Source organism: Gordonia sp. 852002-10350_SCH5691597, from assembly GCF_001665715.1.
In the GTDB taxonomy this organism is placed as follows: domain Bacteria; phylum Actinomycetota; class Actinomycetes; order Mycobacteriales; family Mycobacteriaceae; genus Gordonia; species Gordonia sputi.
This window is the reverse complement of sequence record NZ_LZMO01000257.1, coordinates 13,133-38,011: the sequence shown is the minus strand read 5'-3', so window position 1 is coordinate 38,011 and position 24,879 is coordinate 13,133. Positions and strand designations below refer to the sequence as shown.

Here is a 24,879-nt window from a genome sequence, read left to right as displayed (position 1 = left end):
GACCGCATGATCAGGATATGAGTCCACGAGAAGAGAGTGATCCGAATGGCCGAGCAGAAGGTCGAATTGGCCTATGCCCGTGGTGAAGACAACCCGCCGCTGCTGACGGAGACGATCGGGCAGACGCTCGCGCGCACCACCGAGGCGTACGGGGAGAACCTCGCCCTCGTCGACGCTCCCAGCGGACGAACCTGGACGTATCGAGAGTTCCGTGCCGAGGTACTCGCGCTCGCCGCGGGACTGCTCCGGCACGGCGTTCAGGCGGGCGATCGGGTGGGCCTGTGGGCGCCGAACCGACCCGAATGGGTGATGGTGCAGTACGCGACCGCCGAGATCGGTGCCATCCTGGTCAATCTCAACCCCGCCTACCGGCAGAACGAGCTCGACTATGCGCTCACCCAGTCGGGCACCAGCGTCGTGCTCGCCGCCGAGCGGTACAAGGACTCCGACTATCGGGGCATGCTCGACGCCGCCCGGCCCGCGGCGTCGGAACTGCGTGAGGTGATCCTCTTCGAGACGCCCGAGTGGGACGAACTGCTCACCTGGCCGTCGGACGATGAGTTGTCCGCGGTGGCGCAACGCGCGGCGACGCTGCGGTCGGACGATCCGATCAACATCCAATACACTTCGGGTACAACGGGTTTCCCGAAGGGTGCGACACTCACGCACGCCAACATCAGCAACAACGGTTACCTCGTCGGCGAACTACTCGCCTACACCGACGCCGACCGCATCTGCATCCCGGTGCCGTTCTATCACTGCTTCGGCATGGTGATGGGCAACCTTGCCGCGACGAGTCATGGTGCGGCCATGGTCATTCCGTCGCCGACCTTCGATCCGGAAGCCGCATTGCGGGCCGTCGTCGACTATCGCTGCACGAGCCTCTACGGTGTGCCGACGATGTTCATCGCCGAGCTGGCGCTCCTCGATCACGTCGAGCCGGGCCAGTACGATCTGTCGAGTCTGCGGACAGGGATCATGGCGGGTTCGCCGTGCCCCGAACACGTGATGCGGCAGGTGGTCGATCGCATGCACATGGGCGAGGTCTCGATCTGCTACGGGATGACGGAGACGTCGCCGGTGTCGTGTCAGACGAGAGTCGACGATCCGCTGGAACTGCGGGTCGGCACCGTCGGGCGGGTGGGGCCGCATCTGGAGATCAAGGTGATCGACCCCATCACGGGAGAGACACTGCCGCGCGGTGAGACCGGCGAATTCTGTACTCGCGGTTACAGCGTGATGAGCGGGTACTGGAACGAACCCGAGAAGACCGCGGAGGCGCTCGATGCCGACGGTTGGATGCACACCGGCGACCTGGCCGTCATGGACCCGAACTCGTACGCGCGAATCACGGGGCGCATCAAGGACATGGTGATCCGCGGGGGAGAGAACATCTACCCGCGCGAGATCGAAGAGTTCCTCTACACCCACCCCGACATCCTCGACGCGCAGGTGATCGGCGTGCCCGACGAGCGTTACGGCGAAGAACTCATGGCGTGGATTCAGTTGCGCGACGGCGTCGCCGACCTCACCGCCGACGACGTGCGCGAGTTCGCGACCGGAAAGATCGCGCGCCACAAGATCCCGAGATACGTCCACGTGGTCAAGGAATTCCCGATGACCGTGACCGGCAAGGTACGCAAGGTGGCGATGCGCGCGGAGTCCGTCGACCTTCTCGGGTTGGCGTGATGACCGACCCCGGATCTTCGGGCCGAGGCGAAACAACAACGCGCATGGACGATTTCGCGCGAGAGGTCGCCGAGCGCCACGGCGTCGACACGTCGTCGTACGCGACGCTGTGGGCCTGGTCGGTGGACAGTCCTGCGCAGTTCTGGCGCGCGGTGTGGGACTTCTTCGACCTCGACGCCGTTGCCGGTCCGCTCGCCGAAGGCGCCGCCGCCGTCCTCGCGTCGACGGACATGCCAGGCGCGCAATGGTTTCCCGACGTCACCCTGAACTACGTCGATCAGGTCTTCCGGCACGCCGACGATCCCGACGCCGCCGCGCGGACCGCGATCGTCGGAGTCGACGAGAGCGGCACGCGTGTGTCGCTGACGTGGGCACAGTTGCGCGAGCAGTCGCTGGCGTTCGCGCGCACGCTGCGCGGGCTCGGGGTCGGTGTCGGCGATGTGGTCGCCGCCTACCTGCCCGACATTCCCGAGGCGTTGGTGGCGTTCCTCGGCACCGCCGCGGTCGGCGCGATCTGGTCGGGTTGCGGACAGGACTACGCGCCGTCGGGTGCCGCGGGCCGACTCGCCCAACTCGAGCCCAAGGTGCTGGTGACCGCCGACGGCTACCGATACAACGGCAAGGACATCGACAAGACGGCCGACAGCGCCGAACTGGCAGGCCTTCTCGAAGGGCTGGGCTCCCACATCGTCGTCGGAGATCCGTCGCGACAGCCTGCCCGCGGAATCGAAATTCTGAGCTACGAGAGCGCCATTGCGTCGAATTCGCAGGCGCAGTCCGACGTTCCCGACGCCGACATCCCGGTGCGGGTCGGGTTCGATCATCCGCTGTGGGTGCTCTTCAGTTCGGGAACAACGGGGCGTCCCAAGGGAATCGTGCACGGGCACGGCGGCGTCGTCGTCGAACATCTGAAAGCCGCCGGCCTGCATGCCGATCTGTCGCGTGATGACGTCTTCTTCTGGCACACCGCGCTGAGTTGGATGATGTGGAACTTCCGGGCCGCGGGATTGCTGGTGGGCGCTGAGATCGTCTGTTACAGCGGCTCACCGCTCTACCCCGACGCCGATCGGCTCTGGGCACTCGTCGCCGACGAAGGTGTCACCTACTTCGGCACCAGTCCCGGACAGTTGCAGGCGAGCCGCAAGGCAGGCCTGCAACCGGGCCGCGACCACGACCTGGCGGCGCTACGGGGGATCGGGAGCACCGGTTCGGCGTTGTCGGCCGATCTGTTCGACTGGATCGACGAGAACGTACGCCCCGGGATTCCGGTGTCGTCGATCAGTGGCGGCACCGACGTGGTGACCGCGTTCGCAGGCGGTTCGTCGGGTCAGCCGGTCGTGCCCGGTGAGCTCTCGGTGCGTTACCTCGGTGTGGCGCTTGCCAGCTGGGCTCCCGACACGACGCCGCTGATCGGGGAGGTCGGCGAGATGGTCGTCACCGCACCGATGCCCTCGATGCCGGTGGGCTTCTGGAACGACCCGGACGGTGCTCGTTATCGTGCCGCGTACTTCGCGCACGAGTGGTCGGGCACCGACTCCGATTCGGAACCCGTATGGCGACACGGCGATTGGGTCACGGTCACCGATCGGGGTTCGCTCATCATCCACGGCCGCAGCGACGCGACGCTCAACAAGCAGGGCGTGCGCATGGGATCGGCCGACATCTACGAGGTCGTCGAAAGCCTCCCCGAGATCGCAGAGGCATTCGTACTGGGCGTCGACGGGCCCGACGGCAAGTACTGGATGCCCCTGTTCGTGACCCTGGTGCCCGGCGCCACGCTCGACGACGATCTGCGCTCGACGATCGCCTCGTCGATCCGCACGCGGCTGTCGCCACGACACGTTCCCGACGAGGTGATCGAGGCGCCCGGCATCCCGCACACCCGCACGGGTAAGAAGCTCGAGGTGCCGGTGACCGCGATCCTCGCGGGCCGCACCGGCGTCGACGTCGACCCCCGGTCGATCGACGATCCGGGCCTCATCGACTGGTACGCAGCACGGGGTCGCGAACATCAGTGGTGAGGGATCCGTCTCACACCGATGTACTAGCGTGGTCGGGGAACTGCCGTGCCACGTGTCTGTGCGGGCGCGGCCCGCACGCTTCGACCAGGAGATATGACGTATGAGCTATCAGCCGGGGGGCTCCGGTTTCGGCGCCTCCGACTCGGGCCAGGGTTATGGACAACAGGCCGGACAACAAGCCGGGTATCCGCAGGCCGGGAGCGGGCAGCGCAGCTCTGACCAGCAGGGATCGTCCCAACAGGGCTACGGGCAGCAGGGCTACGGCCAGCAGGAGTACGGGCAGTCGGGATATCCCCAGTCCGGATACTCGCAGCCGGGATACGGTCAGGCCAATTACATCCAGTACGGGCAGGGGCAGTACGGCTACGGTGCCGCGCCGAAGCCTGCGAGCCAGGGACTTCCGGCGAACACCTCGTTGTTCCTCGCCATCGCGCTCAGCGTGCTCGCGGTGCTGAACCTGTTCGTCGGCTTCTGGAGCTACGGATCGGGGCTGTCGTTGGGGGTCATCGTGATCGCGTTGTCGCTGCTCGCTGCGTTGTTCCCCAGCAAGGTCGCCGTCAACGCACTCGTTCCGGTCTTGGCGGCATTGACCGGCGCCGACGCGATCACGCGGATCTACTCGCTCATCCACACCTCGTTGACAGACGTATCGAACTACGCGAACTACGGCGTGACGGCTCCCTCGTCGTCGTGGGAAGACTACGTGCAGTTGGTTATCTCGTTGTTGATTGCGGGCCTCGCTATCTTCTGGCTGCTCATCGTGCTCGGAGCGGTCAAGCTCGCACCGGCGCCGGGCGCTGACGCAACCACCGGGTCGGTTCCCGCGGGTTCGACCGTGACCGCCGTCGAGCAGACGACCGTCGTCGCCGAGACCACTCCCGCGACACAGGCATACGGGCAGGCGACGGCGACCGGCTATGGCGACGCACAGGCATCAGGCAAGGCGCAGGCGCCTGTCGCCTCCACGCCCGCTGCCGCTGGTTCCGCTACACCGAGCCCCTCCGCCGCGGGCTACGGACAGTCGGCGTACACCTACGGCCAGTCGCCGTCTCATCAGGCGGGCGACTCGACTGCGTACGGTGCGGGCGCCGCGTCGGCCCAGGAATCGTCGCCGCAGTCGTCGTCCTACTCGCCCTATTCGGCCTCGTCGCACTCGCAGGCTCAGCCGTCGTCGAGTCCCTCCGCGCACTCGAGTGGGTACCCGAGCGGTCCGGCCGCGTCGGAATCGACGGGAGCAGGCTCCAAGGGGCCGGCGTCGAGGGGAGCGGCGTCGCAGGCGTCCTCACCGTCCGCTGCACCGTCGGCCGAGAGTGGATACGGGGACCGCACCACGGCGTTCCACCGTCCCGAAGATCAGTCGGGTAAGGGCGGTTCGTCGTCGAGCTGACGCCCGGCCGGCAGTGTATCGCCGGGCAGCTGAAAACCAACGCAACAACTCGATACGTGTAGGGCCCGCCTCGTTGCGGGGCCCTACACGTATGCCGTGAGTGTTGTCTCTCGGCGCGTCTCCAACTCAACTGCAGTCACTCGTGTCACGCTCGTAACGATGTCGTCGATCAGGTCTGTGCCCAAAGAGAGTCTTTCCGCGCGTCTGCGTCAGGTGCGGCGGACGACCCGCGCGCAGCGTCTCGGCACCGAGGGCAGCGCGCGGGAGTTGATCCTGGTCGCATTCGGGGTGCCGGTCCTCACGCTGATGGTCCTCGTGGTCTGTGTACTCGCCGTACTCCTCATGTCCGGCGGAGATATCTCGGGCATCGCGAACGTGATCTCGGCGTGCTGGTTGGCCATCCACCAGGTGCCGATGACGATGAACGGCGTCACGCTCGGCGTGCTTCCGATGCTGCCGACTTTGCTCGTCGCGGCGGGGACTGCCGGGTTCGCGTCGTCGGCGAGCCGCGTCGGGCGGTCGGCGTCTGAGCTCGCGGCGATCGTGGCGGCCGCGATCGGCGGGCCGCTGGTGATCACCGCGATGGCGTTGGCCGTGCTCATGGACGGATCGTCGGATACACCCGTTGCCGCCCCGAATGCGTTGTTGGCCTTTGGTTGCACGATCGCTCTGCATGGGTTGGCGACAGCCGCAGGTGTTGCCTGGCGGCGTCGTCGCGACCTGGCGGCACTGAGCTCGGTGACCGCAGCCGACCGTCGGGGGTTTCGCTTCGGTCTGCTTGCCGCGGTCGCGCTCCTCGCGGCCGGGTCGGTTCTCGTTCTCGTACGACTCCTGCTGAGCTTCTCCGACGTCGGGCACGTCATCAGCGGCGGCTACCGCTTCGACGGCTACCTGGGCCTGACCGTGCTGTCGATTCTCTACCTTCCCAACGTGATCGTGGGCGCGACGGCTGTTCTCGTCGGCGCCAACGTCCTCGTCGGGGCGATGTCGGTGGACCTTCTGTCGGTACGTAGCGGGCCGATGCCGCCCGTGCCGCTGCTCGCAGCGCTCCCCGATGCCGATTACGGCACGCTCGGCGTCGTCGGATTCGTTGTCCCCGCTGCCGTCGCCGGCTACGTCGGTTGGCGATGCCGATCACTCGACCCGATCGCCCACGTCCGTGCTGTCGGCGTGGCCGGAGCGGTCGCGGCGTCGATCGTCGTGCTCCTCGCTTGGCCTGCAGGCGGCCAACTCGGCGAGATCGGCGCGACGGGCATCAATGTCGCAGCGGCGGGAGTGTTCACGCTCGGTTGGATTGTCGTCGTCGGACTCATCGTCGCGCTCATCTACGGCTGCCTGCCATCGACTCGGCGCGCCAGGCTGCAGACGGAGTCCGGCGCCGAGGATGCCGACGATCTCAACACCTGGCTCGACGACTCCGGATACGACGACGACTACGTCGCCGACTCCCGGGAAGAATACGACTCCTGGGACGAGGACGACTCCTATTACAGCGATGCCGGTGATGACGCGGAGTTCGACGGCGACAGCGATCTCAGCGACAGCGACGACGACGGCGTCGGCCCCGACGGCCGTGCAGTCGACGATGATGCCCGGTTCGACGGCGATACCGGGTTTGACGATGACGGCGCGTTTGACGATGACGGCGCCGACGTCGATCCGGTCAGCGCCGGGGACGCAACGACTCGCTCACGGGGCGCGAAAAGCGATCCACTAGGCTCGCAGATGTGAACAGAACCCCCGTGGACGCTGCCGGTAACCCGGTACGCGTCCCGATCGTCGTGATGGCGTCGGGTACGGGAACACTGCTCGAGTCACTCATCGACCGCGCCGACGGCCCCGACGCCGCCTTCGAGGTGACGGCAGTCGTCGTCGACCGTGACTGTCGCGCAGCGTCGATCGCGCAACGCCACGAGATTCCCGTCGTCGTATGTCGTGTCTCCGACCACGCCGACCGTGCCCGCTGGGACGAGGCGCTGGCCGAGCAGGTGGCAGCGGTAGCGCCCGCGTGGGTGGTGACCGCAGGTTTCATGAAGATCCTCGGCCCGGCGTTCCTGTCGCGTTTCGGTGGTCGCATCGTGAACTCTCACCCCGCGTTGTTGCCGTCGTTTCCCGGCGCGCACGGCGTCGCCGGCGCTCTCGCGCACGGCGTCAAGGTGACGGGCGCGACGATCCACCTCGTCGACGACGGCGTCGACACCGGTCCGATTCTCGCGCAGGCGCCGGTGATGATCTCACCGAGCGACACCGAGGAGACCCTGCACGAACGCATCAAGTCGGTCGAGCGATTCCTGCTCGCCGACGTTGTGGCGAAACTTGTCACCCGAGGAGTTGTCATCGACGGACGAAAGGCCCGGATTCCGTGAACGCAGCCACCCCCGCAGACACAGGTCGACGCCCCATCAAGCGTGCGTTGGTCAGTGTGTACGACAAGACCGACCTCGCCGATCTCGCGTCGTCGTTGCACGAGGCGGGCGTCGAACTCGTCTCGACCGGGTCGACTGCGAAAACCATTGCGGCAGCTGGAATTCCGGTGACCGAGGTGTCGGAGCTGACCGGATTCCCGGAATGCCTCGACGGACGGGTCAAGACGCTCCACCCCAGGGTGCACGCGGGCATCCTCGCCGACAGTCGCAAGGAGTCGCACGTCGCGCAGCTCGACGAGTTGGGTGTCGCCCCATTCGATCTCGTCGTGGTCAACCTGTACCCGTTCACCGAGACCGTCGCGTCTGGTGCCACGCCCGACGAGTGCATCGAGCAGATCGACATCGGCGGACCGTCAATGGTGCGCGGCGCGGCCAAGAACCATCCCAGCGTTGCCGTCGTCGTCGATCCGATGGACTACGAGCAGGTCTCCGCTGCCGTCGCCGAGGGCGGATTCACGCTCACACAGCGACGTGAGTTGGCCGCCAAGGCATTTCGGCACACCGCTGACTACGACGTCGCTGTCGCCTCCTGGATGTCGCAGGAGGTTGCGCCCGCGGCTGACGGATCGAAGTTCCCCGAGTGGACCGGATTCACCTGGGAGCGTTCCGACGTGCTGCGCTACGGCGAGAACCCCCATCAGGCCGCGGCGCTCTACCTTTCCACCGCTGCTCCCGAGGGACTCGCGTCGGCAGAACAGTTGCACGGCAAGGAGATGAGCTACAACAACTACACCGACTCCGACGCGGCCTGGCGCAGCGCCCATGACTTCGACGCACCCGCCGTCGCGATCATCAAGCACGCCAACCCCTGTGGCATCGCCATCGGTGAGACGATCGGGGAGGCGCACCGCCTCGCCCATGCCTGCGATCCTGTCAGTGCTTATGGCGGCGTGATCGCGGCCAACCGTGAGATCACGGTCGAGATGGCCGAGCAGGTCGCCGAGATCTTCACCGAGGTGATCATCGCTCCGGGCTTCGCCGACGGCGCGCTCTCGGTGTTGCAGCGCAAGAAGAACATTCGCATCCTTCGCGCCACCCCGCCGGTGCGCGCAGGACTCGAGTTCCGTCCGGTGTCCGGCGGCCTGCTCATGCAGGATCGCGACATCCTCGACGCCGAGGGCGACAACCCGGACAACTGGACACTCGTCGCAGGACCCCCGGCCGATCCCGACACCCTCGCCGATCTCGAATTCGCCTGGCGCGCATGCCGCTCGGTGAAGTCGAACGCCATTCTGCTCGCCAAGGACGGCGCCTCTGTCGGCGTCGGTATGGGGCAGGTCAACCGGGTCGACTCGGCGCACCTCGCCGTCACCCGCGCAGGCGAGCGGGCCAGTGGCAGCGTCGGAGCGTCGGACGCCTTCTTCCCGTTCCCTGACGGCCTGCAGGTGCTGATCAACGGTGGGGTATCGGCGGTTGTGCAGCCGGGCGGGTCGATCCGCGACAAAGAGGTCATCGAGGCCGCCGCAGAAGCCGGCATCACCCTGTACCTCACCGGTGCACGGCATTTCGCGCACTGACCTGATCCTGTCGACCGGGCGCATTGTCGGACCGGCTGGGCGCTCCGTCGGGCCGAGTGGGCGTGACCGATGACCGTCCTCGACCTCGCGCTGCTGTTCGTCGCGGGGTTCGGCGCCGGACTGATCGGATACGTCACCGGCTTGGCGTCGGTGGTCAGCTATCCCGCGCTCCTGGCAGTGGGACTCAGCCCGATCGCGGCGAACGTCACCAACACGGTGTCGCTCGTCGCGGTGGGGGCAGGGAGTCTCGGCCAGTCCGGCAAAGTACTGCTCGCGGGTGATCGTCGGCCGCTGTACGCAGGTGTGGTCGCGTCGCTGATCGGCGGCACGATCGGCGCGATCATTCTCTTGATCACGCCCCCCGATAGCTTCAAGGTGATCGTGCCGTACCTCGTTGGGTTTGCGGCGATCGCTCTGCTCGTTCAACCACAGCTTCGACGACTCGCCTCACGTCACGCCGACCGTCCGTGGCTCTTCGTCGTCGGACTCGGCCTGATCTCCATCTATGGCGGCTACTTCGGTGCGGGCGCGGGCATCGTGCTGCTCGCGCTGACTCTCGTCGTGACGAGCGAACCACTCTGGCGCGCAACGCTGTTGAAGTCTCTGTTTCTCGGCGTCGCCAATCTGGTTGCGGCCGTGGGCTTCATCATCTGGGGTCCGGTTCACTGGCCGGCGGCGATTGCCATGGCGATCGGCTGTCTGATCGGCGGCTGGTGCGGTCCACCCGTGGTCAAACGACTACCCGCCGGACCCCTCCGCATCGCGGTGGGACTCGGCGGGCTCGGTCTCGCTGTGTGGCTGGCGTTCAGCTGATACCCGTCGTCGGGGCGAGATCCCTTGCGCGGACGTACGCTTGGCGTACATAATCGTCGACGTCCCTGGAGAATCGACGACCCAGGGCGCCAATCCAGTGTGCATTTTTCTCACGCTGAGGAAAAGGATGGTCGTGCGCTGCCCGTCCCGGTACACATAGCCGGTGACTTTGTTCGTCGACATCACGCCCGAGGAGCAGCAGGGCGGACAACCAGGGGTTGAGAAGACCTCGACCGGTAGCAGGCTTCGTTCTGCTGCACTGCAGTTCGGTCTCCCGGTGCTCTCGGTGGTTCTGTTCCTCGCCGTCTACCAAGCCGTCGCGGTCAGCGGCGTCTGGAGCGAGACGTTCGTTCCCCGTCTCGGTACTGTGTGGCACGCCTTTGTCGAAATGTCGACGACGCACAACGGCGTCGTCGGCTATGCCGGTTATTACTGGTGGGAACACCTCTACATGACGCTGCGTCGTGTCTTCGTCGGTGTCGTGATCGGCGTCGCCGCGGGTGTGGTCCTGGGGCTTATCATGGGCTCGATCCCTTGGGTCCGACGACTTCTCGAGCCGTGGCTGACATTCCTGCGCGCGTTGCCTCCGCTGGCGTACTTCTTCCTCTTGGTCATCTGGCTGGGAATCGACGAGGCGCCGAAGATCACGCTTCTCGCGTTGGCCGCTCTTCCGCCGGCAGCGGTGGCGACCACCACGGCCGTCAGCGCCACTCCGGTCTCGCTGATCGAGGCTGCACGCGCCCTGGGGGCAAGCAGGCGTGAGGTGATCTCCGACGTCGTGATCCCGGCCGCGCTACCCGAAACATTCACGGGCATCAGGCTTTCGGTCGGCATCGCCTATTCGTCGGTGGTCGCGGCCGAGCTCTTCAACGGCATTCCCGGCATCGGTGGCGTCGTCAAAGATGCCAGCAACTACAACAACACTCCCGTCGTGCTGGTCGGCATCGTCCTCATCGGACTGTCGGGTCTCATCATCGACGGAATACTTCGGATAATCGAGCACCGCCTGGTGCCGTGGCGTGGAAAGGCCTGAACAACAATGACATTCCTGACATCGAGCGCGTCTCGTCGATCGCGGTTGCGTTCGCTCGGGGTCACCGTCGGTGCTCTCGTCGCCTCGGCCGCGGTTGTACTCACCGGTTGCTCGGTCGACAAGTCGTCCGGAGACAGCGACAAACCGACGATTCGCCTTGCCTACCAGTCCTTCCCGAGCGGCGACTTGATCGTGAAGAACAACAAGTGGCTCGAGGACGCGCTGCCGAAGTACAACATCAAGTGGACCAAGTTCGATTCGGGTGCCGACATCAACACGGCGTTCGTCGCGAAGCAGATCGACTTCGGCGCAATCGGTTCGAGCCCCGTGGCGCGTGGACTCTCCGCGCCGTTGAACATTGCCTACCAGGTCGCGTTCATCCTCGACGTCGCGGGCGACAATGAAGCTCTGGTGGCGCGCAACGGAACTGGGATCAACTCGATCGCCGACCTCAAGGGCAAGCGGGTGGCCACGGCGTTCGCATCGACCTCGCACTACAGTCTGCTCGCCGCTCTCAACCACGCCGGCGTGAACCCGAAAGACGTCAACCTGATCGACCTGCAGCCGCAGGCATCGCTGGCCGCGTGGCAGCGCGGAGACGTCGACGCCGTCTACACCTGGCTGCCGACGCTCGACGAGTTGCGCAAGTCCGGCAAGACCATCGTGACCAGCCGTGAGGTGGCCACCTGGGGCAAGCCGACGCTCGACCTCGGCGTCGTGTCGTCGGACTTCGCGAAGGATCACCCCGACGTCGTCGACACCTGGCGCAAGGCCGAAGCACGCGCGCTCAAGCAGATCCACGACGATCCGCAGGCTGCGGCCAAGGCTATTGCCGCACAGTTGAACACGACGCCCGAGGACGCGGCCAACCAGCTCAAGCAGGGCATCTACCTGACTGACGCCGAGCTGACCTCGCCGCAGTGGCTCGGCACCGAGGGCAAGCCGGGCAACGTCGCCGACAACCTGCACAGCGCCGCGGAATTCCTTGCGGAACAACAGCAGATCCCGTCGGCGCCTCCGCTGTCGACGTTCCAGAATGCGATCTACACCAAGGGGCTTCCGGGTGTCCTCACCGCACAGTGATACCAAGACCGATAGCGGCAGCAAGGTCGACGCCGAGAAGGCCGATGCTCAGAAGGCCGACGCGACGGTGACCGACAGCCAAGCGGCGTCGAGTCCCGCTGCGGCGCAGAGTGAACCGGCACAGGGTCAGGGCAGCATCAGCCTGCGCGGCGTGACGCAGCGGTACGGCAAGGGTGCCGACGCCGTGACCGCCGTTGGGCCGGTCGACCTCGAGGTCGACCCCGGTGAAGTACTTGTGCTCGTCGGGCCGTCGGGCTGTGGCAAGTCGACGCTCCTGAGGCTGATCGCGGGATTCGAGGACCCCGCGTCGGGCGTCGTAGAGGTCTCCGGACGAAAGCCGGCGCCCGGCAGCTCGTCTGGCGTGGTCTTCCAGCAGCCGAGGCTGTTTCCGTGGCGCACCGTCGGCGGCAACGTCGACCTCGCGTTGAAGTACGCAGGCGTGCCGCGTTCGGATCGGCCGGCACGTCGGGAGGAACTGCTCGCGCGAGTGGGATTGTCCGACACGGCGAATCGTCGAATCTGGGAGATCTCGGGTGGTCAGCAGCAGCGCGTCGCCATCGCGCGTGCGTTGGCGGGCGACACGTCGCTGCTTCTGCTTGACGAACCGTTCGCGGCTCTCGACGCGTTGACGCGAGAGACGCTTCAGGAGGACGTTCGCACTGTGAGTGCGGAGCTGGGGCGCACGAATGTCTTTGTGACGCACAGTGCGGAGGAGGCCGCGTTCCTCGGATCGCGGATCGTCGTGTTGACCAGCCGTCCCGGTCGAGTGGCACTCGACATCTCGTCGCCGATTCCGCGTACCGGTGTCAGCGCCGACGACATAAGGGACTCAGCCGAGTACACCGTCCTACGCACCGAGATCGCGAGCGCGGTCAAGAGTGCGGCGCGCGGCGAATCGGCTGGGAAGAAGTGAGTGTCAGGGTTTTTATCGCGCTGCGGTAAACCCTGTTCCGACTGCTCCCCGGTGACTAAACAGGTGGTGTGAGTACAACCTCCCACGTCATCGCACCGATCGGCACGCTTCGCGCTGCCGATCGGTGTCGACTGTGGGACTCTGTTGTCGACGGTGGGTCGGCGCGGACCACGGCCTTTCAGGAGCAGCAGGGGTACGCGCAGATGATTCACCGGATGACATGGGCAGACGGCAGCCACCACGGCTCGCCGCCGGTCTCTCTCGGACTCGCAACCACCTACGACTCCCCGAGAAGGACCCACCATGACCATTTCACTTCCTGAATCCTCACGTACCGGCGTACAAGCCCCGCGTGATTCGACGCCTCTCGATCCGACGGCAACGGTCGCGTCGGGTGTCGAGTTCGATATCGACGAATTCGGCCCACGATTCGGCGCCGAGATCCGCGGCGTCGACGTCGCTTCGGCCTCCGACGACGAGATCCGCGCCATCCGGGCCGCGCTGATCGAGTACAAGGTGATCGTGCTGCGCGACCAGCAGCTCGACGATGCGTCGCACGTCGAATTCGGCCGTCGCATAGGCGATCTCACCGCGGGACACCCCGTGTGGAACAGCGGCGACGTGCCCGCCGAGGTGTACTCGCTCGACAGCACCGACAACGGTTTCGCCGACGTCTGGCACACCGACGTCACGTTCATGCCCCGACCGCCAATGGGATCGATCCTGCGCCCGGTTGTGTTGCCACGCAACGGAGGCGACACGAACTGGGCCGACGCGGAGCTCGCATACGAGTCGCTGTCGACTCCGGTACAGCGCCTCGTCGAAGATCTTTCTGCCGTGCACGACGGTAACCGGGAGTTCGGCTACTACCTGAAGCAGCGTCGTGGCGGACGCGGAAACGTCTGGGACGGAAAGGAAGTCACCGAGTTGGTACCGGTGACCCACCCCGTCGTGCGAGTGCATCCAGAGACCGGGCGCAAATCGCTGTTCGTCAACCCGGGCTTCACGTCGCACATCGAGGGCGTGTCCGACGCCGAGAGCCGCGGCATTCTCGATCTGCTCTACGCGCACTTGACGAAGCCGGAACACATTGTGCGACACCGCTGGCGCCTCGGCGACCTGGTGCTGTGGGACAACCGCAACACTCTGCACTACGCGAACCGCGACTACGGCGACAACCGCCGCGTCATGCACCGCATCACACTCCGCGGCGACGAGCCAGTGGGCCCGCCTGCCGCTGGTTGAGCGGGCGCCAGCGCAGCGAGCACCCGAGTCGAAACCACTGTGCGGGGGCAGCTTGACCAGCAGGTTCAGCTCAGCCGGCGGGTTCAGCTCGACAAGCGGCGCGCGGCGTATTCAACCAAAGGGTTGACAACTTATCGGCGTCGTCGCACACTCGTATTCAACCAAACGGTTGAGGAGGACGAGTGGCAGACGAGCTGTCCAGGGTATTCGCCGCGCTGGCAGACCCGACCCGGCGTGACATGGTTGCGCGGCTCGCAGTCGGTGACGCGACGGTCGGTCAGCTCGCCGAGCCCTATGACGTCAGCATCCAGGCGGTCTCGAAGCATCTGAAAGTGCTCGAAGACGCAGGCCTGGTGACCCGCACCCGGGAGGCGCAGACCCGTCCTGTCCACCTGGAAGCCGAGGTGTTCGACCTCATGACCAAGTGGATCGAGCGGTATCGCCGCGCGGCAGAGGATCGCTATCAGCGTCTCGACGCCGTACTGGCACAGATGAATGACGCGCAGATGAGCGACGCGGTTCCCCGCGGCGACGAGACACCGACGAAGAAGGGCAAGGCATCATGAGCACGCAGACGCGCTATCCGGAAGCCACCATCGAGGCCGACAAGGAGGTGCCGATCATCCGTATCACACGCGACTTTCGTGGCACCCCAGCACAATTGATGAAGGCACACACCGATCCCGAGCTCTTCGTGCGCTGGGTGGGGCCGGACTCGATCAGTAGCAGGATCGTCGAGTGGGACGTCCGCAACGGTGGGAGCTGGCGCTATGTGTCATCGCGCGACGACGACGAATTCGCCTTCCGCGGTTGCTTCCACACGGTGTCCGACGACACGATCGTGCAGACCTTCACTTGGGAGGGAATGCCCGATCAGGTGGCGCTGGAGACGCTGCACTTTGAGGACCTCGGCGATGGCACCACGCGCCTGCACGCCCAATCCCTTTGCGACAGTTTCGAAGCCCGCGACGGTTGGTTGTCGTCGGGCATGGAGGTCGGGGTCAACGAGGGCTACGCCAAGCTCGACGGCCTGCTCGGAGAGCTCTGACATGACGACGTCGCTCACCGAGCTCAGCGCTGCCGACCGCCATCGCATCATCGCGAACGGATTCGCCGAAGAGATTGCAGCAGTGAAGGATTGGGATGCTCCGACGCCGGTCGATGGATGGGTGGCGCGCGACGTCGTCGCTCATCTCGTCGACTGGTTCGCAGCCTTCCTCGCCGCCGGGGGAGTGCGGCTACCCGACGGCCCGTCAGTTGCCGACGACCCACTCGCCGCCTGGCAGGCGCGCAGTGCCGCGATCGGGGATTTGCTCGACGGCCCGTCGTCGAACTCGGCTTTCGTGCACCCGATGGTCGGTGAACGTCGTCTCGCCGACGCGGTCGATCAGTTCTATACGGCCGACGTCTTCATGCACACGTGGGATCTCGCGGCGGCCGGAGGTCGCACCCCCGACCTCGACCCCGTCTTCGCGCAACGACTACTCGACGGCATGACGGGTATCGAGGAGCTGCTGCGATCGTCTGGTCAGTACGGACCCGCAGTGTCAGTCGACGACGACGCCGATCCGGTCTCGCGGCTCGTCGGATTCATCGGGCGCGATCCCGCCTGGCGTCCTTGAGCCCCAGCGGCGAACGCAGTCGTGAACCCGGCACCCGCGACGCCGACGGGAGTACCGTGGAGAAGGTGCCAGAGGAGAACTTCACCACATCCAACTCCCAAACCACCGAAAGTCGCCCACCCTCACCAAGGACCGTTGGCGAGTTGCGTGCCAGCGGCCATGTGCAGCGCAGTGTGCGTGACGAAATCCGCCACAATCTGCTCACCGCGCTTCGCGAGGGCGACGACCCGTGGCCGGGAATCGTCGGATTCGAGGCAACGGTCATCCCGCAACTCGAGCGTGCGCTGATCGCAGGCCATGACGTGGTCATGCTCGGCGAACGCGGTCAGGGCAAAACGCGCATTCTGCGCACACTGGTCGGCCTGCTCGACGAGTGGACGCCGGTCATCGAGGGCTCTGAACTCGGCGAGCATCCGTACGAGCCGATCACGCCGGCGTCCGTCCGACGCGCCGCCGCACTTCTCGACGAGCTCCCGATCGAGTGGCGTCATCGCAGCCAGCGCTACAGCGAGAAGCTCGCGACACCCGACACCTCCGTTGCCGACCTCGTCGGCGACATCGACCCCATGAAGGTGGCCGAGGGCCGCAGCCTCGGCGATCCGGAGACGATTCACTTTGGACTCATTCCGCGCGCGCACCGCGGGATCGTCGCCATCAACGAGCTGCCCGACCTTGCCGAACGCATCCAGGTCTCCATGCTCAACGTGATGGAGGAGCGCGACATCCAGGTGCGCGGCTACACGCTGCGGCTCCCGCTCGACGTTTTGGTCATGGCGAGCGCGAACCCCGAGGACTACACCAACCGCGGCCGCATCATCACACCGCTCAAAGACCGCTTCGGCGCCGAGATCCGGACGCACTACCCACTGGAACTCGACGACGAGATCTCCGTCATCGAGCAGGAAGCCGACCTCACGGCGACGGTTCCGACGTTCATCACCGAGATCCTCGCCCGCTTCACCCGCTATGCGCGCGACCATCCGTCGATCGATCAGCGGTCGGGCGTCTCTGCGCGGTTCTCGATCGCGGCCGCAGAGACCGTCGCCGCCGCAGCGTTGCATCGTGCCACCGTGACCGGGGAGGACGTGCCCGTCGCGCGCGTCGTCGACCTCGAATCGGTGATCGAGGTGCTGCGCGGCAAGATCGAGTTCGAGTCGGGTGAGGAGGGGCGCGAGCTCGAGATCCTCGAGCACCTGCTCCGCAAATCCGTCGCCGACACCGTGCGCGCACACCTCGGCGGCATCGACATGGCGCCGCTCGTCGACGCCCTGGAGAACGGAGAGCCCGTCGTCACCGGAGACCGGGTCACGGCGACGGACTTCTTGGCTTCCATCCCCTCACCCGAGACGACGGCCGGTGTCCTCGACGGAATCGCCGAACGACTCGACGCCGAGGCGGACGGCGAGCGTGCGAGCGCACTCGAACTGGCGCTCGAGGGACTATTTCTGGCCCGTCGCATCGGCAAGGAAGCCGACGACGAGGGGCAGACCATCTACGGCTGATCTACGCCGTACGACATCGGGCTGGACGTATACACATGGCTCAGAAGAACTTTCACCGCTCGCGCTATCAGCGGTACACCGGTGGTCCCGACCCGCTTGCGCCGCCGGTCGATCTCCGCGAAGCGCTCGAGGAGATCGGCGACGACGTGATGGCGGGAGCGTCGCCGCAGCGCGCGCTGCGCGAATTTCTGCGGCGCGGGACTCAGGACATGCGCGGGCTGGACAAGTTGCGTGAAGAGGTCAACCGTCGGCGGCAGGAGCTGTTGAAGCAACGGAACCTCGACGGAACGTTCAATGAGATCCGCGAGCTCCTCGACCGCGCGGTACTCGAGGAGCGCAAGCAGCTCGCACGCGACCTCGACGACGACGCGCGTTTCGCCGAGATGCAGATCGGGAGTCTGCCACCGTCGACTGCCCAGGCCGTCGAGGAACTGTCGGAGTACAACTGGCGGAGCCCTCAGGCGCGTGAGGACTTCGAGAAGATCAAAGATCTGCTGGGCCGGGAACTGCTCGACCAGCGTTTCGCGGGCATGAAGGAAGCGCTCGAGGGCGCCACCGATCAGGACCGTGAGGCCATCTCCGAGATGCTCACCGACCTCAACAAGCTGCTCGACGCCCACAATCGCGGCGAGGACACCGCTGAGCAATTCGACGACTTCATGCGCAAGCACGGCGAGTACTTCCCCGAAAACCCGCGCAACACAGAAGAACTCATCGACTCTCTCGCGCAACGTGCGGCCGCGGCACAGCAGTTCTACAACTCGCTCACGCCCGAACAGCGAGCAGAACTCGATCAGCTCGCACAGCAGGCGTTCGGGTCACCCGACCTGATGAATCAACTCGCGCAAATGGATTCGGCACTGCGTGAGGCCAGGCCGGGCCTCGATTGGGATGGCGGCGAGTCGTTCTCGGGCGATCAGCAGATGGGACTGGGGCAGGGTGCGGCGGCACTGCGCGACATCTCCGAACTCGACGCGCTCTCCGAGCAACTCTCGCAGCAGTACGCCGGCGCGCGCATGGACGACATCGACCTCGACGCCCTCGCACGACAGCTCGGCGACCAGGCGGCCGTCGACGCCCGAACGCTCGCCGAGCTCGAGAAGGCGTTGACCGAGCAGGGATTCTTCGACCGCACGTCCGACGGGACTCTACGGCTGAGCCCCAAGGCGATGAGGCAGTTGGGGCAGACCATCTTTCGCGACATCGCCGACCAGATGTCGGGGCGTCGGGGTGACCGACACACCCGCAAATCAGGATTGCTCGGCGAGCCGACCGGGGCGACGCGCGAGTGGGAGTTCGGCGACACCGACCCATGGGATGTGACGCGAACTGTGTCGAATGCGGTGTTGCGCACCATTTCCGAGAGTTCCGATCCCGTGAACGCGCCGTCGGCGATGGCACGCGACGGTGTGCACATCTCGGTCCGCGACGTCGAGGTCGCCGACACCGAGGCGCGGACACAGGCCGCGGTGGTGCTGCTGGTCGACACGTCGTTCTCAATGGAGATGGAAGGTCGCTGGACGCCGATGAAGCGGACCGCGATCGCGCTGAATCACTTGATCTCCACCAGGTTTCGCAGTGACGAACTCGAAGTGATCGCGTTCGGACGATATGCCCGCAGCATCGACATCGCCGAACTCACCGGCCTGCAGCCACGGATGGAACAGGGAACCAACCTGCACCACGCACTGTTGCTCGCCCAACGGCACCTGCGGAGATTCCCCAACGCGCAGCCGGTGGTCCTCGTCGTCACCGACGGTGAGCCCACCGCGCACCTCGACCCGAGCGGCGAGCCGTTCTTCTTCTATCCGCCGCACCCGCAGACCATCGCGCTCACCGTGCGCGAACTCGACCACGTCGCACGGATGGGTGCGCAGGTCACGTTCTTCCGGCTGGGGGAGGACCCCGGCCTCGCGCACTTCATGGACCAGATCGCCCGCAGGATCGGCGGTCGGGTGGTGGCCCCAGACGTCGACGGACTCGGCGCCGCGGTGGTCGGAGACTACCTGCGGTCACGGCGTCCGCGCCGCGGTTGATCGGCGCGTGAGGCGGATCTCGGAGAAATCAGGGGACGAGTCAGGGTATTTCAGGGTGTCGGGCGCCGCATGCGATCACTAACGTCGACGGTATGAGCGTTCCCGCCGAACTGCCAGAGCCTGAACTGCCAGAACCCGATTCGACCGGGCATGACCCGGCAGCTCCTGAATCGACCGGGCCGGACCTGACCAAGCCCGAGCCGGCCAAGACTGAGCCGGCCAAGTCCGACCTGACCAAGCTCGGTCCCGTCCAGCACGAGACCGCGGCTCCCGGCGGTACGCCCGCGCCCGATCACCGGCTCAGAGCGGCCGACGCCGACCGCGAACTCGTGCACCAGATCCTCTCCGCGGCGATGACCAGCGGCGCGCTGACGCCGAGCGAATACGAGGAGCGGGCGCTGAAGGCCTCTACCGCAAAGACTTTCGGCGATCTCGACGTATTGACCGACGACCTTCCCGTCGGGAAACTCGGTGTACCCCTGCCGCGACCCGGCGACCCGTACCCGACGGGCGTGACGCGTCCCGGCACGGGGTCGGGGCGTAAGCCGGTGCGTCATCGACTTGCGATCATGTCCGGCTCGGAGCTGAAAGGCCGTGCGGCGGTTGCTGATCAGCTCGAGGCGACCGCGATCATGGGCGGCGTCGAGATCGACCTGCGAGAGGTCGAGTTCACCGAACCGGTGCTGACTGTCCAGTGTGTGGCGATCATGGGTGGCGTCGACGTCATCGTGCCGCCGGATGTGACCCTCGAGGTCGGTGGTCTCGCCATCATGGGCGGATTCGAGAGCAAAGCCGAGGGGCCCGGGCGCCCCGGCGCTCCGACTGTCCACGTCACCGGATTCGCGTTGATGGGCGGAGTGGACGTCAAGCGCAAGGAGCGTCGTTGATCGCGGTGCTGTTGATCGTGCCCGCGCGGTGTCGCTGATCGCACCCGCGCGGTGCTGTTGGTCGCGCTCGCGCGGTGCTGTTGATCGCGCTCGCGGGGTCGTCAGTCGATGCGACCGTAGATCATCCGCAGGATGGCGACGGTGAGTGTGTCGAGAGCGTCGTCCGCGGGGACCGTGACCGCAGGAACCGTGCCCGCGGACGATGTCAGTTCGCTCAGGCCTGCGTCGCGCATCACGGCCACCAGGTTTGCCAGATTGGCGGCTGGCGGACCGTCGGGCGCCAGCCCCGCTGATCGATCGCGCTCGATCTTGGCGGCGAGTCGTTCGACGAATCGGGCGCGTGCTCGCGCGAGGAAGTCCTGTAGCGGCGCGTAACCGGAGGTGTATCCGGTCCGGGCTGCGCACGCCATGATCGATCCGTTCGTCTGCCAGATCGCGGCGACGGCGTCGAGTTGCTCGCGCAGGCCGTCGGGGTCGGGTCCGACGGCGTCGAACCAGTCGTGAGTGCTGGCGAAGTCGTCCCAGATCCGTTCCATGAGCGTCGTGAGGACGGCCTGCTTCGACGGAAAGTAGAAGTAGAAGCTCGTTCGTGAAATGCCTGCCGCAGAAGAGATGTCGTCGATGGTGACGTCGTCGATCGGATGGTCGGCGAGAAGTGAACGCATCGCGCTCAGAATCTGATCTTCACGCTCGTCGCCCTTGGTGCGAGCACCTCTACGGCGGGCCGGGTTGGCCTGCGAATCGTCGGGCGCCTTGGTCGTCATACCTCCATAGTAGGAAATCCGGACAATTTCGACTAGTCGTCGACAAAAATCGACGAAGCGTCGATTTTGTTCTAGATTGTCCCGTATGACACAAGCGGCAGCTCCGGAGCAGGCACCCTCGAAGGTGCGCTCGTCGACAGCACTGATCGTCGTTGCCGCGGCGGCGTCGGTGCTGTTGCTCTCGATGATTCAGACCCTCGCGGTGCCCGCGCTGCCGCAGATCGGTGAGCAGCTCGGCGTCTCGCTGACGACTGTCGGATGGGTGACCACGGCGACGATGCTGGCGGCGTCGGCATTCACTCCGCTGTTCGGGCGTCTCGGCGACGTCTACGGGCACAAGCGAGTGATCGTCGCGGTGCTGCTGATCACCTTGGTGGGCAGTCTCATTGCGGCGCTGGCGAATTCGATCGACTTGCTCATCGTCGGTCGCGTGTTGCAGGGTGCGAGCTTCGGACTCTTCCCGCTGGCGATCAGCGTGCTGCGGCAGGAGCTGCCCCGCGAACGTCTCACCGGGGCGATGGCGATCACGGCGTCGTCGTTGGGAGTCGGTAGCGGGCTGGCGCTCGTGGCAACAGGTCTGCTGACACAGGGCGGCGCCGACTACCGGCGCATCTTCTGGCTGTGTGTGGCGATGTCGGCCGTCGTTCTGGTGCTCGTGATCTTCGCGATTCCGTCTCGACCGGGAACGGGCGGTCGCGTCGACTACTTCGGTGCGCTGGTGCTCGCGATCGGTCTGGTGTGCCTCCTGCTGCCGACGTCGCAGGGCCACACGTGGGGCTGGGGGTCGGCACGTGTGATCGGCCTCTACGTCGCCGCCGTCGTCGTGCTCGGCGGCTTCTGGATACTGCAGAGTCGACGCGGCGAGCCGCTGGTGTCCGTCGACCTGCTCAAGCAGCGAGCAGTTCTCGCCACGAACGTCGCGTCGCTGTGCGTCGGGTTCGCGATGTTCAGCGTGTTCCTCGGCGCGACGTACTTCGTGCAGACGCCGGATGCGTTGGCGGGCTACGGCTTCGGCGCCTCTGTCCTACGGACCAGTGTGGCGTTCATGCTTCCCGGCGCGATCGTGTCGATCCTCGTAGGCCCGGTCGCGGGCGGACTGGTCGGCCGTGTGGGTCCCCGCATCGTGCTGCTCGGTGCGAGCGTGATCGGCGTGGTCGGAATGCTGATGCTGACCTTCTTGCACGAGAACACCGGCGAGATGATCGCCGGCCTCATCGTTGCGAATGTGGCTGTGGCCGCGGCATATTCGGCCATGCCTGCGCTCCTGGTCGAAAATGTCGAGCCGCATGAAACCGGCATCGCCAATTCGATCAACTCCATCATGCGCACGGTCGGTGGCGCGATCGGCAGCGCGGTCATCATCACCGTGCTCGCTGCCGAGGTCGCGATTCACGTCGTGGGTGGCACCGCGGTCTCGCTTCCGACGGAGAACGCCTACCGCGCCGCGTTCCTACTCGGCGCCGGAGCGTTCGCGCTCGCTGCCCTGCTCGCGGCCTTCGGGATTCCACGTCGAAGCCCGCACCACTTGACGGCGCATCAGCGTGAAGAAGAGATCGCGCTTGGTGCCGCGGGCGAGTTCGCGACCGGGTCCGTCGACGTCGACTGACGATCTGGCTCGAGTTGCGTGGGACACAGGGGTACAAAAATGCCCCCGAGCGTCCCACGTAACTGACGGGATTGCACGCAACTCGGTCGCTCAGGCCAGCAGCCACGCGATCACCGCGATGACGGGGATCGAGACCACGGTGGTGAGCAGTGCGGTGTCGCGCGCGAGTACCTGCCCCCGCCGATACCGAGTCGCGTAGACCAGCACGTTCTGGGCAGTCGGCAGCGCCGCGATCACGACCTGCGCGAACAACGTGTGTCCTGATTCGCCGAACCCCCATCGCGCGATCACGTAGACCAACGCAGGCATGAACAGCATCTTGAGCACGGTTGCGAGTGCGACCTCGCGCCGCGGACTCTGTCCCTTCTTGAACAGCGGCACACCTGTCAGCGACATTCCGAATGCCAGGAGTGCCGCGGGAACTGACGCGCTGCCGAGCATTTTCATCGGTTCGAGGATCGCGCTGGGCGGATGCCACCCGATCAGCGAGACGATCACTCCGATCAGCCCGCCGATCACGATCGGGTTGGTCAGCGGGAGTCGCAGGGTGTCGCGCAGCACCGACTTTTCCGCAGTGCGGTCCAACGCCGTGACGTCGAGTACGCCCAACGCCAGCGGCGAATAGATCAGAATCTGAAACAGCAGTAGCGGCGCGATGAACGAGGCGTCGTCGAGAACGAAGATTGCTATCGGTAGACCGAGGTTGACGCTGTTGACATACGACGACGAGAGCGCGCCGATGGTCAGTTCCGGTATCTCGCGACGTCGCAGTATGCCGCGGGCGAGCACGATGTAGAGCGTTCCGGTGGCAAACGCCGAGGCTCCCGCGATCACGAGCGTCGACGAGAAGATGACCGAGAGGTCGGAGGTCACCAGCGACGAGAACAGCAGCGCCGGCGTACAGACGAAGAACACCAGTCGCGACAGCACGTCATGTGCGTGTTCACCGAGGATCTGCGTCCGGCCCAGGGCGAATCCGATGGCCACCAGAATGAAGATGACGGTGAAACCGGAGACGACGCCTGACACTCGGATGAGTGTATGCAGCCGGGCTCGTGCGCTTTTCACTAAGCTGGCTGCAGCATTGGAGTGACCTCGCCCTGTGGGGCGTGCCCGGTCCCTCTGCCAGTACGGTCGGTGCGGCGATAACGCCGACGGCGATCCCAACGAGGGAACCCAAAGGGGCGACCCCAGAGAGGTGAACGCAGATGTCCACTCCGTATGGAGGTTCGAGCGCATCGGATCCAGAGCGCCCAGACCAGAACTCGACCGGCTCCGACGGTTCCGGCACACCCAGCGCTGAAGCACCAGGGACGACGCCGAGCGACGATGCCACCTCGCTGATCAAGCGGCCCAGCTCCGGCTCGGAGGGGCCGGGGGCTTCGGGTTCAGGGGCCTCGGGTTCAGGGGCCTCGGGTTCAGGGGCCTCGGGTTCAGAGGCCTCGTATGCAACTCCGCCGACCGGCAGCGGATCACCTGAGCCTCCGACGACCAAGTTCGACCCATCCGCCTACGGCCCGCCCTCGCAGGGGGAGTCGACGTACCAGCCGCCGCAGTACGGTTCGACGCCCGACTACGGCTCGGGCTCGCAGGCTCCGCAGTACGGCCAGACACCCGACTACGGCCAGACGCCTGGCTCGACGCCCGACTATGGCACCCCGCAGGGTTTCGGTCAGTCGTCTGCTGAGTCCGCGCAGTCACCGTACGGTCAACCGCCCTACGGCCAGTCCTCGTACGGTCAGCCCGGCTATGGCCAGCAGGCGTACGGACAACCCGCGTATGGTCAGCCCGGCTATGGCCAGCAGGCATATGGGCAACCTGCCGGCTACCCGGCGGCGGGACAGTCGACGAACGGCCTGGCGATCGCGTCGTTGGTGTCATCCATCCTCGGTATCTTCTGCTGCGGGGTGCTCTCGATTCTCGGGCTTGTGCTCGGTGTGGTCGCCAAGCGACAGATCAGGGACTCCAACGGGACCCAGACGGGCGATGGAATGGCCACCGCAGGGATCATTATCGGCGGCATCGCACTGGTGCTCTGGATCATCTACTGGATTTTCGTCGCCGCCGGCGTGGTGAACATGAATTTCAACACCACATAGCGTGCGTGGCGGGCCAACGAAGAGCACGGGTGCTCGACGTCGTTTTGGAGGTTGACCGCGCGACCGGTAGTCTAGAGAGGTTGCGTGCTGCGCCCGAGGGTTGCGTGGCACGTCCACCACGCCGGTCGACGCTCCACTCTGTGGAGAATGGACGACCTGAGGGCACGGTCCGCGAGGGCCAGCGTTACGGGTCCGCGAGGGCCACGGTTGCAGGTCTGCGAGGACCACAGCGACCT

General features: G+C 65.9%; 22 protein-coding genes. 20 read left to right on the top strand and 2 right to left on the bottom strand.

Annotation, left to right across the window (positions count from 1 at the left end; all coding sequences use genetic code 11):
- The first annotated feature begins 45 nt into the window (after nucleotides 1-45).
- From A5777_RS18955 to A5777_RS18875, 18 genes are all read left to right on the top strand, one after another.
- On the top strand, nucleotides 46-1,689 hold the full coding sequence (locus A5777_RS18955; protein ID WP_005207295.1) for an AMP-binding protein: 1,644 nt from the start codon (nucleotides 46-48) through the stop codon (nucleotides 1,687-1,689).
- Entirely contained in the window at nucleotides 1,689-3,710 is a 2,022-nt protein-coding gene (locus tag A5777_RS18950) for an acetoacetate--CoA ligase (RefSeq protein WP_064863822.1), read from the top strand. Before A5777_RS18955 ends, A5777_RS18950 begins: the two co-directional genes overlap by 1 nt.
- A 100-nt stretch (nucleotides 3,711-3,810) precedes the next feature.
- Nucleotides 3,811-5,097: a hypothetical protein gene (locus tag A5777_RS18945; protein WP_064863821.1), complete on the top strand. Its 1,287-nt coding sequence runs from the start codon at nucleotides 3,811-3,813 to the stop codon at nucleotides 5,095-5,097.
- A gap of 159 nt (nucleotides 5,098-5,256) precedes the next feature.
- Entirely contained in the window at nucleotides 5,257-6,828 is a 1,572-nt protein-coding gene (locus A5777_RS18940) for a cell division protein PerM (protein ID WP_231894652.1), read from the top strand.
- Between the two features lie 53 nt (nucleotides 6,829-6,881).
- Nucleotides 6,882-7,463, top strand: coding sequence for a phosphoribosylglycinamide formyltransferase (gene purN, locus A5777_RS18935; RefSeq protein WP_064863841.1), 582 nt, complete (start codon nucleotides 6,882-6,884; stop codon nucleotides 7,461-7,463).
- Nucleotides 7,460-9,040, top strand: coding sequence for a bifunctional phosphoribosylaminoimidazolecarboxamide formyltransferase/IMP cyclohydrolase (purH, locus tag A5777_RS18930; RefSeq protein WP_064863820.1), 1,581 nt, complete (start codon nucleotides 7,460-7,462; stop codon nucleotides 9,038-9,040). Before purN ends, purH begins: the two co-directional genes overlap by 4 nt.
- A 69-nt stretch (nucleotides 9,041-9,109) precedes the next feature.
- Nucleotides 9,110-9,853, top strand: coding sequence for a sulfite exporter TauE/SafE family protein (locus A5777_RS18925; RefSeq protein ID WP_064863819.1), 744 nt, complete (start codon nucleotides 9,110-9,112; stop codon nucleotides 9,851-9,853).
- Nucleotides 9,854-10,016: 163 nt separating this feature from the next.
- Nucleotides 10,017-10,886, top strand: coding sequence for an ABC transporter permease (locus tag A5777_RS18920; RefSeq protein ID WP_005207288.1), 870 nt, complete (start codon nucleotides 10,017-10,019; stop codon nucleotides 10,884-10,886).
- A 6-nt stretch (nucleotides 10,887-10,892) separates the two neighbouring features.
- Nucleotides 10,893-11,969 (top strand): taurine ABC transporter substrate-binding protein, encoded by a 1,077-nt coding sequence (locus tag A5777_RS18915; protein WP_005207287.1) that lies wholly within the window; start codon nucleotides 10,893-10,895, stop codon nucleotides 11,967-11,969.
- Nucleotides 11,970-12,036: 67 nt separating this feature from the next.
- Nucleotides 12,037-12,882: an ABC transporter ATP-binding protein gene (locus A5777_RS18910; protein ID WP_064863840.1), complete on the top strand. Its 846-nt coding sequence runs from the start codon at nucleotides 12,037-12,039 to the stop codon at nucleotides 12,880-12,882.
- Between the two features lie 68 nt (nucleotides 12,883-12,950).
- Nucleotides 12,951-13,205: a hypothetical protein gene (locus A5777_RS24810; RefSeq protein ID WP_156529428.1), complete on the top strand. Its 255-nt coding sequence runs from the start codon at nucleotides 12,951-12,953 to the stop codon at nucleotides 13,203-13,205.
- Nucleotides 13,186-14,127 carry a TauD/TfdA dioxygenase family protein gene (locus tag A5777_RS18905; RefSeq protein WP_064863818.1) on the top strand — a complete coding sequence of 314 codons (942 nt, stop codon included), beginning with the start codon at nucleotides 13,186-13,188 and terminating at the stop codon, nucleotides 14,125-14,127. Before A5777_RS24810 ends, A5777_RS18905 begins: the two co-directional genes overlap by 20 nt.
- A 182-nt stretch (nucleotides 14,128-14,309) precedes the next feature.
- Nucleotides 14,310-14,693 carry an ArsR/SmtB family transcription factor gene (locus tag A5777_RS18900; RefSeq protein WP_064863817.1) on the top strand — a complete coding sequence of 128 codons (384 nt, stop codon included), beginning with the start codon at nucleotides 14,310-14,312 and terminating at the stop codon, nucleotides 14,691-14,693.
- Entirely contained in the window at nucleotides 14,687-15,175 is a 489-nt protein-coding gene (locus A5777_RS18895; protein ID WP_039856209.1) for an SRPBCC family protein, read from the top strand. The genes A5777_RS18900 and A5777_RS18895 overlap by 7 nt, the downstream gene beginning before the upstream one ends.
- A gap of 1 nt (nucleotide 15,176) precedes the next feature.
- Nucleotides 15,177-15,749, top strand: coding sequence for a maleylpyruvate isomerase family mycothiol-dependent enzyme (locus tag A5777_RS18890; protein ID WP_064863816.1), 573 nt, complete (start codon nucleotides 15,177-15,179; stop codon nucleotides 15,747-15,749).
- A 56-nt stretch (nucleotides 15,750-15,805) separates the two neighbouring features.
- On the top strand, nucleotides 15,806-17,251 hold the full coding sequence (locus tag A5777_RS18885) for a sigma 54-interacting transcriptional regulator (RefSeq protein ID WP_064863815.1): 1,446 nt from the start codon (nucleotides 15,806-15,808) through the stop codon (nucleotides 17,249-17,251).
- Between the two features lie 35 nt (nucleotides 17,252-17,286).
- Nucleotides 17,287-19,287, top strand: coding sequence for a vWA domain-containing protein (locus A5777_RS18880; RefSeq protein ID WP_064863814.1), 2,001 nt, complete (start codon nucleotides 17,287-17,289; stop codon nucleotides 19,285-19,287).
- 125 nt (nucleotides 19,288-19,412) lie between these two features.
- The gene (locus A5777_RS18875) at nucleotides 19,413-20,174 is read left to right on the top strand and encodes a DUF1707 SHOCT-like domain-containing protein (RefSeq protein ID WP_442903061.1); all 762 of its coding nucleotides are present in this window, start codon (nucleotides 19,413-19,415) and stop codon (nucleotides 20,172-20,174) included.
- A 101-nt stretch (nucleotides 20,175-20,275) separates the two neighbouring features.
- On the opposite strand, the gene A5777_RS18870 is transcribed toward A5777_RS18875, so the two are convergent.
- Nucleotides 20,276-20,938 (bottom strand): TetR/AcrR family transcriptional regulator, encoded by a 663-nt coding sequence (locus A5777_RS18870; protein ID WP_064863812.1) that lies wholly within the window; start codon nucleotides 20,936-20,938, stop codon nucleotides 20,276-20,278.
- Nucleotides 20,939-21,023: 85 nt separating this feature from the next.
- Between A5777_RS18870 and A5777_RS18865 the strand changes: the two genes are divergently transcribed.
- Nucleotides 21,024-22,544 (top strand): MFS transporter, encoded by a 1,521-nt coding sequence (locus tag A5777_RS18865; protein ID WP_051993946.1) that lies wholly within the window; start codon nucleotides 21,024-21,026, stop codon nucleotides 22,542-22,544.
- Nucleotides 22,545-22,634: 90 nt separating this feature from the next.
- On the opposite strand, the gene A5777_RS18860 is transcribed toward A5777_RS18865, so the two are convergent.
- Nucleotides 22,635-23,573 carry an AEC family transporter gene (locus A5777_RS18860; RefSeq protein ID WP_064863811.1) on the bottom strand — a complete coding sequence of 313 codons (939 nt, stop codon included), beginning with the start codon at nucleotides 23,571-23,573 and terminating at the stop codon, nucleotides 22,635-22,637.
- Nucleotides 23,574-23,752: 179 nt separating this feature from the next.
- On the opposite strand from A5777_RS18860, the gene A5777_RS18855 reads away from it, so the two are divergent.
- Nucleotides 23,753-24,643, top strand: a complete 891-nt coding sequence (locus A5777_RS18855; protein WP_064863810.1) for a DUF4190 domain-containing protein — start codon at nucleotides 23,753-23,755, stop codon at nucleotides 24,641-24,643.
- Nucleotides 24,644-24,879 lie beyond the last annotated feature (236 nt).

Coding starts and splice junctions, on each gene's coding strand:
- A5777_RS18905 (WP_064863818.1), top strand. CDS start 13,186: ATGACCATTTCACTTCCTGAATCCTCACGTACCGGCGTACAAGCCCCG.
- A5777_RS18955 (WP_005207295.1), top strand. CDS start 46: ATGGCCGAGCAGAAGGTCGAATTGGCCTATGCCCGTGGTGAAGACAAC.
- A5777_RS18945 (WP_064863821.1), top strand. CDS start 3,811: ATGAGCTATCAGCCGGGGGGCTCCGGTTTCGGCGCCTCCGACTCGGGC.
- A5777_RS18890 (WP_064863816.1), top strand. CDS start 15,177: ATGACGACGTCGCTCACCGAGCTCAGCGCTGCCGACCGCCATCGCATC.
- purN (WP_064863841.1), top strand. CDS start 6,882: ATGGCGTCGGGTACGGGAACACTGCTCGAGTCACTCATCGACCGCGCC.
- A5777_RS18940 (WP_231894652.1), top strand. CDS start 5,257: ATGTCGTCGATCAGGTCTGTGCCCAAAGAGAGTCTTTCCGCGCGTCTG.
- A5777_RS18865 (WP_051993946.1), top strand. CDS start 21,024: ATGACACAAGCGGCAGCTCCGGAGCAGGCACCCTCGAAGGTGCGCTCG.
- A5777_RS18950 (WP_064863822.1), top strand. CDS start 1,689: ATGACCGACCCCGGATCTTCGGGCCGAGGCGAAACAACAACGCGCATG.
- A5777_RS18925 (WP_064863819.1), top strand. CDS start 9,110: ATGACCGTCCTCGACCTCGCGCTGCTGTTCGTCGCGGGGTTCGGCGCC.
- A5777_RS18870 (WP_064863812.1), bottom strand. CDS start 20,938: ATGACGACCAAGGCGCCCGACGATTCGCAGGCCAACCCGGCCCGCCGT.
- A5777_RS18915 (WP_005207287.1), top strand. CDS start 10,893: ATGACATTCCTGACATCGAGCGCGTCTCGTCGATCGCGGTTGCGTTCG.
- A5777_RS18880 (WP_064863814.1), top strand. CDS start 17,287: ATGGCTCAGAAGAACTTTCACCGCTCGCGCTATCAGCGGTACACCGGT.
- A5777_RS18855 (WP_064863810.1), top strand. CDS start 23,753: ATGTCCACTCCGTATGGAGGTTCGAGCGCATCGGATCCAGAGCGCCCA.